11 protein-coding genes and 1 riboswitch are annotated in these 13578 nt (G+C 68.9%); of the genes, 9 read left to right on the top strand and 2 right to left on the bottom strand.

Annotated elements, in window-relative coordinates; all coding sequences use genetic code 11:
- Positions 1-27 precede the first annotated feature (27 nt).
- Positions 28-1581 carry a cysteine desulfurase/sulfurtransferase TusA family protein gene (locus AN216_RS16725; RefSeq protein ID WP_070197490.1) on the bottom strand — a complete coding sequence of 518 codons (1554 nt, stop codon included), beginning with the start codon at positions 1579-1581 and terminating at the stop codon, positions 28-30.
- 575 nt (positions 1582-2156) lie between these two features.
- On the opposite strand from AN216_RS16725, the gene ctaC reads away from it, so the two are divergent.
- From ctaC to AN216_RS16705, 4 genes are all read left to right on the top strand, one after another.
- Positions 2157-3149, top strand: coding sequence for an aa3-type cytochrome oxidase subunit II (ctaC, locus tag AN216_RS16720; protein ID WP_244502500.1), 993 nt, complete (start codon positions 2157-2159; stop codon positions 3147-3149).
- Positions 3146-4903 (top strand): aa3-type cytochrome oxidase subunit I, encoded by a 1758-nt coding sequence (gene ctaD / locus AN216_RS16715; RefSeq protein ID WP_070197488.1) that lies wholly within the window; start codon positions 3146-3148, stop codon positions 4901-4903. Before ctaC ends, ctaD begins: the two co-directional genes overlap by 4 nt.
- The gene (locus AN216_RS16710) at positions 4900-5298 is read left to right on the top strand and encodes a cytochrome c oxidase subunit 4 (protein ID WP_070197487.1); all 399 of its coding nucleotides are present in this window, start codon (positions 4900-4902) and stop codon (positions 5296-5298) included. Before ctaD ends, AN216_RS16710 begins: the two co-directional genes overlap by 4 nt.
- A 124-nt stretch (positions 5299-5422) precedes the next feature.
- Positions 5423-6784 carry a L,D-transpeptidase gene (locus AN216_RS16705; protein WP_070197486.1) on the top strand — a complete coding sequence of 454 codons (1362 nt, stop codon included), beginning with the start codon at positions 5423-5425 and terminating at the stop codon, positions 6782-6784.
- 156 nt (positions 6785-6940) lie between these two features.
- Here the strand turns inward: AN216_RS16705 and AN216_RS16700 are convergent, their stop codons facing one another.
- Positions 6941-7360, bottom strand: a complete 420-nt coding sequence (locus tag AN216_RS16700; protein ID WP_070197485.1) for a hypothetical protein — start codon at positions 7358-7360, stop codon at positions 6941-6943.
- Positions 7361-7535: 175 nt separating this feature from the next.
- On the opposite strand from AN216_RS16700, the gene ctaE reads away from it, so the two are divergent.
- The 5 genes from ctaE (at position 7536) to trpD (ending at position 13128) form a co-directional block, all read left to right on the top strand.
- Positions 7536-8156, top strand: coding sequence for an aa3-type cytochrome oxidase subunit III (ctaE, locus tag AN216_RS16695; protein ID WP_070197484.1), 621 nt, complete (start codon positions 7536-7538; stop codon positions 8154-8156).
- Positions 8157-8230: 74 nt separating this feature from the next.
- Positions 8231-9043, top strand: coding sequence for a cytochrome bc1 complex diheme cytochrome c subunit (gene qcrC / locus AN216_RS16690; RefSeq protein WP_070197483.1), 813 nt, complete (start codon positions 8231-8233; stop codon positions 9041-9043).
- The gene (gene qcrA, locus AN216_RS16685; protein ID WP_070197482.1) at positions 9040-10110 is read left to right on the top strand and encodes a cytochrome bc1 complex Rieske iron-sulfur subunit; all 1071 of its coding nucleotides are present in this window, start codon (positions 9040-9042) and stop codon (positions 10108-10110) included. Before qcrC ends, qcrA begins: the two co-directional genes overlap by 4 nt.
- Entirely contained in the window at positions 10107-11759 is a 1653-nt protein-coding gene (qcrB, locus tag AN216_RS16680; protein WP_070197481.1) for a cytochrome bc1 complex cytochrome b subunit, read from the top strand. The genes qcrA and qcrB overlap by 4 nt, the downstream gene beginning before the upstream one ends.
- A 301-nt stretch (positions 11760-12060) precedes the next feature.
- Positions 12061-13128 (top strand): anthranilate phosphoribosyltransferase, encoded by a 1068-nt coding sequence (trpD, locus tag AN216_RS16675; protein ID WP_070197480.1) that lies wholly within the window; start codon positions 12061-12063, stop codon positions 13126-13128.
- 113 nt (positions 13129-13241) lie between these two features.
- A riboswitch (SAM riboswitch) is annotated at positions 13242-13359 on the top strand.
- Positions 13360-13578 lie beyond the last annotated feature (219 nt).

Raw genomic sequence — 13578 nt, 5'->3', positions numbered from 1 at the left:
CGCACCGGCCCGGGTGGACCAGCCGCATTACCGCCGACGCAGCCGGTACGCGCTGCCGTCCGCGCCCAGATAGTCGTGCCCCCTCATCGAGCACCAGGCGGGAATGTCCAGCCGCGCGGCCTCGTCGTCGGCCAGCACGGTCACCACCGCGCCGACCGGCACCGAGTCGATCACCTTGGCCAGTTCGATCACCGGCACCGGGCAAAGCGTGCCCAACGCGTCCACGGTGTACGTCCCTTGCGTCGCTGGCGAAGCCTGCGACACCTGCGACGCCTCGTCCGTGCCCCGCGGATGAGCGGGACCGGATCCCTCCCGCGTCTCGCCCGGCGTCTCCACACGCTCCGCCGGTGCGTCGACCGCTCCGTCGACGCCCGCCCGTCCCGCGGCTCCCGCCCCGGCAGTTTCCGAGGCACCCGGATCCCGGTCATGCACCCGGTCCGACGCGCCGTCCGCCGGCGCGCCGAGTTGCTCGCGTACGGACCGCACCGCCCCCGGTAGCACCGTCAGGAAGCGCTCCACCTCCGCCGCGGACGTGCCCGGCGGCAGTGACACCCGTACGTTGCCCTCCGACAGGACGCCCATCGCCCGGAGCACATGACTCGGCGTCAGGCTGCTCGAGGTGCAGGAGGAACCGGAGGAGACCGAGAAGCCCACCCGGTCCAGACCGTGCAGCAGCGACTCACCGTCCGCGTACAGGCAGGAGAACGTGACCAGGTGCGGCAGTCGACGCTCCGGATCGCCCACCACCTCGGCGTCCGGAACCAGCGCCGGCACCCGCTCCCGGATGGTGTCCACCAGCGCGCGCAACCGCGCCGCCTCGGCCTCCGCCTCGGCGTGCGCCGCGCGCAGCGAGGCCGCGGCGGCCACCACACCGGGGATGTCCGCGAAGCCGGGGGACCGTCCCGCCTCCCGCTCGTCCCGGGGGGCGGGCGGCGCGAAGCGCACCCCTTTACGTACGACCAGCAGGCCGACTCCCGCCGGCCCGCCCCACTTGTGCGCGCTGCCGGTCAACAAGCCCCAGGCGCCCGACACCGGGCCCCAGGGCAGCGACTGGGCCGCGTCAACCAGCAGCGGCACGCCCGCCGCCCGGCACGCTTCGGCCACCGCGGTGACCGGCTGTCGCGTACCGACCTCGTGGTTGGCGCTCTGCAGACAGGCCAGCGCGGTGTCGTCGGCGAGCGCGCGGGCGTACGCCGTGTCGTTGACCCGGCCGGTACGCGTCACCGCGACCTCGGTCACCTGCCCGCCGGCCGCCCGGTGCGCGTCGGCGGCGTGCAGCACCGCCGAGTGCTCCACGGAGGAGACCACCAGCCTGCGGCCGGTACGCCGACGCGCGTCGAGCGTGCCGGCGATTCCGGTGTGCAGGGCCCGGGTGCCGGAGGGGGTGAAGGTCAGCTCGTCCGGGCGGCAACCCACGGCCTCCGCGGCGGTCTCCCGGGCCGCGTCCAGCAACATGCGGGCGCGGCGGCCCTCCCGGTGCAGGCGCGCGGGGTCGGCCCACCCCTCGTCGAGGGATGCGAGCAGCGCCTCGCGTGCGACCGGATGCAGGGGCGTGGCGGAGGCGGCGTCGAAGTACGGCACAGCCGGAACGGTAGACCAGGCCGTCCGGCGGCGCTGTGTCGTGGGTGATACCGGAACGAGCAGGACGGTGGGCTGCCAAGTCGGCCAAGCCAGCCAGGGTGGCCGGGACAGCCGGGACGGCCAGGGAGATCGGAAACCCACCTCGTCTGGGTCGCTCGTACGCGTGAACCGTGGCGTTCGTCCGAGCCGGCCGTACGCGCTTCCGCCCCGTCCGGCATCGGCCGGGCTTCGCCGGCACGGACCGGGCTCCGGCGGCCCGCCGACCCGTGGCCCCCACGATCCCGGAGGCAGCCGGCCCGGCGGCCCGGCCAACCCGCGCCCGACCGGGGCGCGTCCACGGCGGTGGCCTCCCGGGATCGCCCCCACACCCTGTCAGCCCGGCCCTCGGGACCGCTGGTTCCGTCCCTTCGGGGGCGCGAGCGGCGCGTTACGTACCCTCCCCGCGCGACGCCAAATAGCGTCCGTTAGGGTTTGGTCCGCATAAGCATCCAAACCCCATGCCCGCGCCAGGGCCGCGCCCGACCACCTTACGGCCGAGCCCGGCTGAGCGGGCGAGACTCTCGGGAAGGCGCTACGTGAGTCCCAACGGCTCCGACCTCCCCCACCGCCCGAAGGGCGGGGGCGGTACCCCCTCGTCGCGGCGCCCGATGCGGCGGAAACTGCCGCATCTGCTGACGTCTGGCCTGCTCCTGGCGACCGCGACCGGGTGCACATCCGAGGATTTCCCCCGCCTCGGTATGCCCACTCCGATCACGGAGGAGGCACCGCGCATCCTCGCCCTGTGGCAGGGCTCATGGGCGGCCGCGATCGCCACGGGCGTGCTCGTGTGGGGTCTGATCGTGTGGAGCGTCGTGTTCCACCGGCGTTCCAGGACCAAGGTCGAGGTGCCCGCGCAGACCAGGTACAACATGCCGCTCGAGGCGCTGTACACCGTGGTCCCGATCGTCATCGTGTCGGTGCTCTTCTACTTCACCGCGCGCGACGAGGCGAAGCTTCTGGAGACCCCGGACAAGCCGGACCACGTGGTGAACGTGGTCGGCTTCCAGTGGAGCTGGGGCTTCAACTACATCGAGAACGTCGACGGTGAGAAGTCCTCCAACACGGACTCCAAGGCCCTGGACGCCATCCCGGACCGGATGAAGGAGAGGTTCCCGGAGGGAGCCGAGGGCGTGCACACGGTCGGTACGCCCGCCGACCGGAATCCGCAGAACAACAATCCGGGCCCGACGCTGTGGCTGCCCAAGGGCGAGACGGTCGAGTTCGTACTCACCTCGCGCGACGTCATTCACTCGTTCTGGGTGGTGCCGTTCCTCATGAAGCAGGACGTCATCCCCGGGCACACCAACAGCTTCACGGTGACTCCGAAGAAGTCGGGCACCTACATGGGCAAGTGCGCGGAGCTGTGCGGTGTGGACCACTCCCGGATGCTCTTCAACGTCAAGATCGTCTCTCCCGAGCGCTACGAGAAGCACCTGGAGAAGCTGGCGGAGAAGGGCAACACCGGCTACATCCCGGCGGGCGTCAAGACCGAAGGTGACGCCAGGAATGCGGAGACGAATAACCCGTGAGCATCCTCAACGAACCTCAGGGTGCCGCAGCCACCGACTCGAACGAGAACGAGCTGCCCGTGCGCCGTAAGAAGCCCGGCAATGTCGTCGTAGCGTGGCTGACCACCACGGACCACAAGACGATCGGGTCGCTGTACCTGATCACGTCGTTCGTGTTCTTCATCATCGGCGGCGTCATGGCGCTGTTCATGCGCGCCGAGTTGGCCCGTCCGGGCACCCAGATCATGTCGAACGAGCAGTTCAACCAGGCGTTCACCATGCACGGCACGGTGATGCTGCTGATGTTCGCGACACCGCTGTTCTCCGGCTTCGCCAACTGGATCATGCCGCTCCAGATCGGCGCGCCCGATGTGGCGTTCCCCCGGCTGAACATGCTCGCGTACTGGCTCTACTCCTTCGGCTCGCTCATCGCCGTGGGTGGCTTCCTCACCCCGCAGGGGGCGGCGAGCTTCGGTTGGTTCGCGTATTCTCCGCTGTCCAACGACGTGTACTCGCCCGGCATCGGCGCCGACCTGTGGATCATGGGTCTGGCCCTGTCGGGCTTCGGTACGATCCTCGGATCGGTCAACTTCATCACGACGATCATCTGCATGCGCGCTCCCGGCATGACGATGTTCCGGATGCCGATCTTCACGTGGAACGTGCTGCTGACCGGTGTGCTGGTGCTGCTGGCCTTCCCGGTGCTGGCCGCCGCGCTGTTCGCGCTGGAGGCGGACCGGGAGTTCGGGGCACACATCTTCGACGCCGCGAACGGCGGCGCGCTCCTGTGGCAACATCTCTTCTGGTTCTTCGGTCACCCGGAGGTCTACATCATCGCGTTGCCGTTCTTCGGCATCGTCTCCGAGGTCATCCCGGTCTTCAGCCGTAAGCCGATGTTCGGTTACATCGGCCTGATCGGCGCGACGATCGCCATCGCCGGCCTGTCGGTGACCGTCTGGGCGCACCACATGTACGTCACCGGCGGGGTGTTGCTGCCCTTCTTCTCGTTCATGACCTTCCTGATCGCGGTGCCGACCGGCGTGAAGTTCTTCAACTGGGTCGGCACCATGTGGAAGGGCTCGCTGTCCTTCGAGACGCCGATGCTCTGGACGATCGGCTTCCTGGTCACCTTCCTCTTCGGCGGTCTGACCGGGGTCATCCTGGCCTCGCCGCCGCTGGACTTCCACGTCTCCGACTCGTACTTCGTGGTGGCGCACTTCCACTACGTCGTCTTCGGCACCGTGGTCTTCGCGATGTTCGCGGGATTCCACTTCTGGTGGCCCAAGATGACCGGGAAGATGCTGGACGAACGGCTCGGGAAGATCACCTTCTGGACGCTGTTCATCGGCTTCCACGGCACGTTCCTCGTGCAGCACTGGCTCGGCGCCGAGGGCATGCCGCGTCGGTACGCCGACTACCTGGCCGCGGACGGCTTCACCCTGCTGAACACCATCTCCACGGTGAGTTCGTTCCTGCTCGGCCTGTCGATGCTGCCGTTCTTCTACAACATCTGGAAGACCGCGAAACACGGCAAGCCCGTCGAGGTCGACGACCCGTGGGGGTACGGTCGCTCGCTCGAGTGGACCACCTCGTGTCCGCCGCCGCGGCACAACTTCGTCTCGCTGCCCCGTATCCGCTCGGAGTCCCCGGCCTTCGACCTGCACCACCCCGAGATCGTCGCGCTCGAGGAGGCGGAGGAGTACGGCCGGGACGAGAAGGTGCTCGCCGGCGAGACGTCCGGAAACAGCTCCGCAGGAGAGGGTGACAGCAAGTGAAGGCCCAGGGACGCATGTTCAACTGGCTGGCGCTCTTCCTGCTCATCGTGGCGGTGGTCTACGGCGTCTGGTCCAAGGAGCCGGTCGGTACGACCGCCCTGGCGCTGTCCTTCGGCCTGTCCGTGATGATCGGGTACTACCTGGCCTTCACCGCGCGCCGCACGGACACCGGGGCGCAGGACAACAAGGACGCCGACGTCGCCGACGACGCGGGCGAGCTGGGCTTCTTCAGCCCCTACAGCTGGCACCCGCTGAGCCTCGGACTGGGCGCGGCGTTCGTCTTCATGGGCGTGGCCTTCGGCTGGTGGCTGGTGTTCTACTCCATCCCGCTGCTGCTGATCGGCCTCTTCGGCTGGGTGTTCGAGTACTACCACGGTGAGGCGCAGAACCAGTAGCGCGCACCGGGTCCTACCAGGCGGCCCGTACGACCGACGGATCGACCCCCGGGACACTCCGGGGGTCGACCCGTTTGCAGCAGTTCAACGCGCCCCAGCCGTGCGGTCTTTCTAGCGTGGGCCCATGAGACCTCGATCGAACCGACGGACCACGATCGGTTGTTCCCTGACGCTGCTGCCGCTGGTCGCCGGGCTCGCCGGCTGCGGTGGTGCCGGGAGCAGCCCGCTCGCCGCCGAACCGTACGACGCCAGCGACCAGGTCGCCGTCAGCGCCGAGGCGGACAGCGACACCGTGGACTACGAGAAGCCCCTGGAAGTCACCACGACCGACACGGAAGGCCGCATCACCGACGTCATAGCCACCGACGGCGCGGGTCGTCGGGTCGCCGGCGAACTCTCCGAGGACGGCTCGCGCTGGCGCAGCACCGGCGATCTGGCCGCCGGGGTGCGTTACACGGTCGTGGTGAGCACGGAGGACGGCAGCGGCGCCCCGGGACAGCGCACGCTGCACTTCGAGACCAAGCCGGCGGACGGCAGGAAGCTGGACGTCACGTTCGGCCCGGAGAAGGGCACCTACGGGGTCGGCCAGCCCCTGGTGGCCGAACTCAGCCACAGGGTGTCCGAGCCCGGACAGCGCCGGCTGGTGGAGTCCGGGCTCAGGGTCGAGTCCAGCCCCCAGGTCGAGGGCGCCTGGCACTGGGTGGACGACAAGACCCTGCACTACCGTCCGAAGGAGTACTGGCCCGCGCACGCCACGATATCGGCCTCCGCGTCGCTGGCCGGGGCGCGTATCCGGGACGGTCTGCGGGGCGGCGACGTGCAGCCGCTGCGTATCCGCACGGGTGACCGGGTGGAGGCGCTGGTGGACGTCGACTCCTACACCATGACCGTGCGGAAGGATGGCGAGAAGCTGCGCACCGTCCCGGTCACCACCGGCAAGTCCGGTTTCGAGACCCGGAACGGCACGAAGGTCATCCTCGGGAAGCAGCAGTTCGTGCGGATGCGCGGCACCAGCATCGGCATACCCGCCGGCAGCGCGGAGTCGTACGACCTGCCGGTGCACTGGACCACCCGGATCACCCGCAGCGGCGAGTTCCTGCACGCCGCGCCCTGGTCCTCGGGCTCGCACGGCTCGGCCAACGTCAGCCACGGCTGCACCGGCATGAGCACGGCCAACGCCAAGTGGTTCTACGAGCTGGTCGACCGGGGCGACGTCGTGAAGTTCGTCGACGGCAACGGCACCACCATGCCGGCCTTCGGAAACGGCTTCGGCGACTGGAACATGTCCTGGGAGAAGTGGCGCGCCGGTAGCGCCCTCGTCACCAGCGCGGCGGAGAAGCGAGAGGCCGGGGCGGGCGAGAACCAGGACGAGCAGGGCGAGCAGGGTGGGAAGGGCGAGCAGGCCGACAAGCCGGAGCGCGGCGAACGCCAGCAGCGTGCGGACAGCGCCGGGCACGACACCGCGCGGCTGCGTCCGCAGATGTGATCCGGACGGCCGGCGGTCGTTCGCCGGGGCTCGGCCAGGGCGCGGTCAGCGCGCCGGTGGTGCCGCGGTCCGTCGGCCGGCCAGGCGGTTTCGCGTACGACGATCCCGACCGGCGTCGCGTACGGTCGCCCGCGGCCGGCGTCGTCAGCAGCCTGGTCAGGCGGCGCCGGCCGTCGATCCCTCGTCGCTGCCCTCACCACGCAGGAGGCCGGCGAGGCCGTCCGCCAGTGCGATCGGGTCCACCGGATGAGCGACGGTGGCCTCCGCGCGGCTCCAGGTTGCCAGCCAGGCGTCCTGGGGGCGTCCGATCAGCAGCAGCACGGGCGGGCAGCGGAAGATCTCGTCCTTGATCTGCCGGCAGATCCCCATGCCGCCGGACGGGACGGCCTCGCCGTCCAGCACACAGACGTCCACGGCCCGCTCCTTCAACGTGCTGAACACGGCGGCGGGGGTGGCGCATTCGACGTACTCCACCTGCGGCACGTCCGGCGCGGGACGGCGTCCGGCGGCCAGCCGCACCTGCGCGCGGGTGTTGGCGTCGTGGCTGTATACCAGCACCGTGGCCGTCGGCTGCATGGTTCCTCCGCGGGTATCTAAGGGAACGTCCAACGCTGTTGGCCGGATGCTACTCCTTCCGGCGGCTGAAGGGCACCGCTCACCCCTCCTCGTGACGGGACGTGTGAGCAGCGCAGACCGCCGGGACACACCGAACGGTACCCCCGGAGTGAAGCCCGGATAAGCGACCGACATAATGACGACCGTGGCGACAGCAACAGCAGTAGAAACCGGGCACGCGCACCCGTCGGTCAACCGGCCGAACCTCACCAGCGTCGGAACCATCATCTGGCTGGCTTCCGAGCTGATGTTCTTCGCGGCCCTTTTCGCGATGTACTTCACCCTGCGATCGGTGACGGGTGCCGATTACTGGAAGGAACACGCCGAGGCGCTGAACGTGCCGTTCTCCGCGGCGAACACGACGGTCCTGGTGCTCTCCTCGCTCACCTGTCAGCTCGGCGTGTTCGCCGCCGAGCGCGGTGACGTGAAGAAGCTGCGGGCCTGGTTCGTCGTCACCTTCATCATGGGCGCGTTCTTCATCGGCGGGCAGGTCTTCGAGTACTCGGAGCTGGTCCTGCACGAGGGCCTCACCATCTCCTCCGACCCGTATGGTTCGGTGTTCTACCTGACGACCGGCTTCCACGGGCTCCACGTGACGGGTGGCTTGATCGCGTTCCTGTTCGTGCTCGGTCGGACGTACATGGCGAGGCGGTTCACCCACCATCAGGCCACTGCGGCCATCGTCGTGTCCTATTACTGGCATTTCGTCGATGTCGTCTGGATCGGCCTGTTCGCCACGATCTACCTGATCCAGTGATTCGGGTACGGTCCGCTTACTCGCAGACACATCCAGAAGCATCGACGCAGAAGATCCTGACACCGGGGTAATCCGTGAAAAAGCTCTCCGCACGACGGCGCCATCCGCTGGCGGCGCTCGTCGTCCTAATCTTCGCGCTGGCGGCCACCGGGGGGCTGTACACCGCACTCGCTCCCGCGGATGAGGCGAAGGCCGCCAAGGGGTCCGGCTCATCCCTCGCCATCAAGGAGGGCAAGAAGCTCTACGCCGTCGGCTGCGCCAGCTGCCACGGCACCGGCGGGCAGGGCAGCAGTGACGGTCCCAGTCTGGTGGGAGTCGGCGCCGCCGCCGTCGACTTCCAGGTCGGTACCGGGCGGATGCCCGCCCAGAAGCCGGAGGCGCAGGCGCCGAAGAAGCCGGTGAAGTACGACCAGGCCGAGATCGACCAGCTCGCCGCGTACGTCGCCTCCCTCGGCCCGGGCCCGAACGTGCCCAACAAGAGCCAGTACGACCCGAACGAGTCCGACGCCGCAGCGGGTGGCGAGCTGTTCCGTACGAACTGCGCCCAGTGCCACAACTTCACCGGCGAGGGCGGTGCCCTGTCCAAGGGCAAGTTCGCCCCGGACCTCGGTGACGTGAGCAAGAAGCACATCTATGAGGCCATGCAGACCGGCCCGCAGAGCATGCCGTCCTATCCTGACTCGGTCATCACGGAGAAGGGCAAGGGCGACATCATCGCCTACCTGGAGACCGTGAACAGCGAGGAGTCGGACTCTCCCGGCGGCTACGGTCTTGGTGGCTTCGGCCCGGTCAGTGAGGGTCTGTTCGCCTGGGTCTTCGGTCTCGGCGTGATGGTCGCGGTCGCTGTCTGGGTCGCCGCTCGTACGGCGAAGGCGAAGAAGTCATGAGTAGCGAGACGGGATCACACGACAACGTGCCAGACGACGAGAAGCTGCCCCGCGCGCACGAGGGGCATGGCGAGACGGCCACTCGGGGGGAGGACCCCTTCGCCAATCCGGGGCTGCCGCCGCACGAGAACCGGGTGCAGGACGTCGACGAGCGTGCGGCGAAGCGTTCCGAGCGCACCGTCGCGCTGTTCTTCACGGTGTCGATGCTCGCCACGGTCGGGTTCATCGCCTCGTACGTCGCCTTCCCGATCGACAAGATCATTCACGTCTGGCCACTCGGTGACATCAGCGCGCTGAACTTCTCGCTGGGTCTCACACTCGGCCTCGCGCTGTTCTGCATCGGCGCGGGGGCGGTCCACTGGGCGCGCACCCTGATGTCGGACGTGGAGATCGCCGACGATCGGCACCCCATCGAGGCCGAGCCCGAGGTGCGGGCCAAGGTCATGGAGGACTTCCGGCAGGGTGCCAAGGAGTCCCAGCTGGGGCGCCGGAAGCTGGTGCGGAACACCATGTTCGGGGCGATGGCCCTGGTGCCGCTCTCCGGTGTCGTCCTGCTGCGGGACCTGGGTCCGTTGCCGAAGGACAAGCTGCGGCACACCCTGTGGGCCAAGGGCAAGTTGCTCGTCAACGAGAACACCGACGAGCCGTTGCGGCCCGAGGACATCACGATGGGCTCGCTGGCCTTCGCCAGACCGGAGGGTCTGGACCCGCACAGCGAGGACTACAACACCGAGATCGCGAAGGCCGCGCTGATGCTGGTCCGGATCGAGCCGGACGACATCAAGGACAAGCAGTCCCTGGACTGGAGCTATCAGGGTGTCCTGGCCTACTCCAAGATCTGCACCCACGTCGGTTGCCCGGTCAGCCTCTACGAGCAGCAGACGCACCACGTGCTGTGCCCGTGCCACCAGTCGACCTTCGACCTCGCCGACGGCGCCAAGGTGCTCTTCGGTCCGGCGGGACACCCGCTGCCGCAGTTGAAGATCAGCGTCAACAAGGACGGCTACCTCGAAGCGCAGGGCGACTTCGCGGAGCCGGTGGGCCCGTCCTTCTGGGAGCGTGGATGAGTACCGAAAGCACCACGAAGCAGTCCGGTGGTGAGATGCCCCGCCAGCGCAAGGCGCCCGCCGGGGAGCGTGTCGCGGACTGGGCGGACGGCCGGCTGGGCATCTACAGCCTGGCCAAGGCCAACATGCGCAAGATCTTCCCGGACCACTGGTCCTTCATGCTGGGTGAGGTCGCGCTCTACAGCTTCATCATCGTCATCCTCACGGGTGTCTATCTGACGCTGTTCTTCACGCCGAGCATGGCGGAGATCGAATACCACGGCTCGTACGTGCCCATGCACGGCATCACCATGTCCGAGGCGTACGCCTCGACGTTGGAGATCAGCTTCGACGTGCGCGGTGGTCTGCTGATGCGGCAGATCCACCACTGGGGCGCGTTGATCTTCGTCGCCGCCATGTTCGTGCACATGATGCGGGTGTTCTTCACCGGGGCGTTCCGCAAGCCCCGCGAGGTCAACTGGCTGTTCGGCTTCCTGCTGTTGGTGCTCGGCATGTTCACCGGCCTGACGGGCTACTCGCTGCCGGACGACCTGCTGTCCGGCACCGGAATCCGCTTCATGGAGGGCGCGATCCTGTCCGTGCCGGTGGTCGGTACGTACATCTCGATGTTCCTCTTCGGCGGGGAGTTCCCCGGGCACGACATCATCTCGCGGTTCTTCTCGATCCACGTGCTGCTGTTGCCGGGAATCATGCTCGGCCTGCTGGTGGCCCATCTGATCCTGGTCTTCTACCACAAGCACACGCAGTTCGCGGGTGCCGGGAAGACCAACCGGAACGTCGTGGGCATGCCGCTGCTGCCGGTCTACATGGCCAAGGCAGGAGGCTTCTTCTTCCTGGTGTTCGGCGTCATCTCGATGCTCGCCGCCACCTTCTCCATCAACCCCGTCTGGGTGGTGGGGCCGTACCGTTCGGACCAGGTCTCGACCAACGCGCAACCGGACTGGTACATGGGCTTCTCCGAGGGGCTCGTCCGGATCATGCCCGGCTGGGAGATCAACATCTGGGACCACACGCTCGTGCTGGGTGTGTTCATCCCACTGATGGTGTTGCCGCTCGTGCTGGGCGCGATCGCCGTCTATCCGTTCATCGAGTCCTGGGTGACCGGGGACAAGCGCGAGCACCACATCCTGGACCGGCCGCGGAACGCGCCGACCCGAACGGCCTTCGGCGCGGCCTGGATCGCCTGGTACTTCGTGATGCTGATCGGCGGCGGGAACGACCTGTGGGCGACCCACTTCCACTTGTCCATCAACGCCATCACCTGGTTCGTCCGGATCGGCTTCTTCGTGGTGCCGGTGATCACGTTCGTCATCACCAAACGGATCTGTATGGGCCTGCAGCGGCACGACAAGGAGAAGGTGTTGCACGGGCGGGAGTCCGGGATCATCAAGCGACTGCCGCACGGCGAGTTCGTCGAGGTGCACGAGCGCCTCTCGCAGGAGGACCTGCACACCCTCACCGCGCACGAGCAGTACTCCCCGGAGGAGATCGGTCCGGAGACCGACGAGCAGGGCGTACGCCGCAAGGTCGGCCGTTCGGAGAAGCTGCGGGCGAAGCTGTCCAAGGGCTTCTACGGTGAGAACAGCCAGGTCGCCAAGCCGACCGTGGAGGAGTACGAGGAGATCACCAGTGGCCATGGCCACCACTGATCACCGGCGCTGAGCCCGCCTCCGGGCTCCGTTCCGTAACCGAGGGCTCCGGTTCCGTCTGGGACCGGAGCTCTTGGGCGTGGTGCCGGCGTACGCGAAGGGTGCGACGCGGGGCGCGCCGGTGGCACGGGCGCCGTGCGCTGCCGTACGGGACCGTCCGGTCCGCGGGCGGGCGACGCCTCCTCGACCGCACTGCTCTAGGCTGACGCTGGGCAGCACCGGCAGGCGCGCCCGGTCCGGAGACCACACACCCAGAGCATCACCGTCCCGTTCGGAACACCACGCACGCCAGGAGTGACCCATGAGCGCTGTGAACCCCGCTGGAGGCGACCTCACGGCGGCCCGCTCCTGGCCGGACCTGCTGAGTGCCCTGCTGTCCGGACAGGACCTCGACGCCGACGCCACGGCCTGGGCGATGGACCACATCATGCGGGGCGAGGCGACAGACGCCCAGATCGCCGGACTCGTGGTGGGCCTGCGCGCCAAGGGTGAGACGGTGGGCGAGATCTCCGGACTCGTACGGGCCATGTACGAGCACGCCAACGTCATCGAGGTGCCGGGCCCTACCGTGGACATCGTCGGTACGGGCGGTGACCGGGCCAGGACGGTGAACATCTCCACCATGTCCGCGATCGTGGTGGCCGGCACGGGCGCCCGGGTCGTGAAGCACGGCAACCGCGCGTCCTCCTCCGCGAGCGGTGCCTCGGACGTGCTGGAGAAGCTCGGCGTCAACCTGGAGTTGAGCCCGAGCCGGGTGACCGAGGTGGCGGAGCGAGCGGGGATCACCTTCTGCTTCGCGGTGAGGTTCCACCCCGCGCTGCGTCATGTGGCGGCTGCGCGCCGCGAGTTGGGTATCGCCACCGCGTTCAACTTCCTGGGCCCGCTGACGAACCCGGCCCGGGTACGGAGTCAGGCCACCGGGGTCGCGGACGCTCGGATGGCTCCGATCGTGGCCGGCGTGCTGGCCGAGCGCGGCTCGTCGGCCCTGGTGTTCCGCGGGGACGACGGCCTGGACGAGCTGACCACGACCGGCGGTTCCACGGTCTGGGTCGTACGGGACGGCGCGGTCCGTCGGGAGCACTTCGATCCGCGTACGGTCGGCATCGACCTGGTGTCCGTCGAGGCGCTGCGGGGCGCGGACGCCTCGTACAACGCGGATGTCGCGCGCCGTCTGCTGGCGGGCGAGCCGGGCCCCGTACGGGACGCGGTGCTGCTCAACGCGGCGGCGGCACTGGCCGCGCTGGAACAGCCACGGCAGGGTGAGCTGTCCGACTGGATCGCCGCCGGGCTCGCCAAGGCCGCCGAGTCCATCGACACGGGTGCCGCCAAGATGGTGCTGGACCGCTGGGTGGCCGAGAGCACCGCCTGAACGGGCGGGCGCGACCCAGAGGGTGGTCGCGCCCGCCCGCTTCCCGTGGGGCGGTGACCACCTGGTGGACGCCCCCTTCGCGGCTCCGTGCCGCTGTGGCATACTCACCGGCAGGTCACGAGCGACAGCGAACACGGCCCCGGCCCGCTGTCCGGCAACCCTCCTTCCGTGGCGGGGTGCCCCGGGTGATGACCAGGCCGTGGGCAGCGAGGTCCGCGGCAAGCGCGGACCTCCGTCCGGGGTCCTGGTCCCCTGAGGGAGTCTTGCTGTGAGTCAGCGAACGCGCGTCGACTGAGACCGTCGAGACCCGACCCGCCCGAGCCGCGTGGTACGCACGCCGCGCCGGCCCCATCGAGCAGCGCCGGTCCCGCGCGCCCGGTTGGCGGTACGTCAGCGCCCGCACCGCAGGGCGCCCGTCGCGCCGCCCAGCGCCCCGGCAGCCCAACCGAC

It is taken from the genome of Streptomyces oceani, from assembly GCF_001751245.1.
Lineage (GTDB): Bacteria > Actinomycetota > Actinomycetes > Streptomycetales > Streptomycetaceae > Streptomyces > Streptomyces oceani.
The sequence above is the reverse complement of the archived record's forward strand: the minus strand, read 5'-3'. Positions and strand labels throughout refer to the sequence as shown.

Excerpts from the sequence above, each read along its gene's own strand:
- qcrB (WP_070197481.1), top strand. The coding sequence starts at position 10,107 with ATGAGTACCGAAAGCACCACGAAGCAGTCCGGTGGTGAGATGCCCCGC.
- trpD (WP_070197480.1), top strand. The coding sequence starts at position 12,061 with ATGAGCGCTGTGAACCCCGCTGGAGGCGACCTCACGGCGGCCCGCTCC.
- AN216_RS16705 (WP_070197486.1), top strand. The coding sequence starts at position 5,423 with ATGAGACCTCGATCGAACCGACGGACCACGATCGGTTGTTCCCTGACG.
- AN216_RS16700 (WP_070197485.1), bottom strand. The coding sequence starts at position 7,360 with ATGCAGCCGACGGCCACGGTGCTGGTATACAGCCACGACGCCAACACC.
- qcrA (WP_070197482.1), top strand. The coding sequence starts at position 9,040 with ATGAGTAGCGAGACGGGATCACACGACAACGTGCCAGACGACGAGAAG.
- ctaE (WP_070197484.1), top strand. The coding sequence starts at position 7,536 with ATGACGACCGTGGCGACAGCAACAGCAGTAGAAACCGGGCACGCGCAC.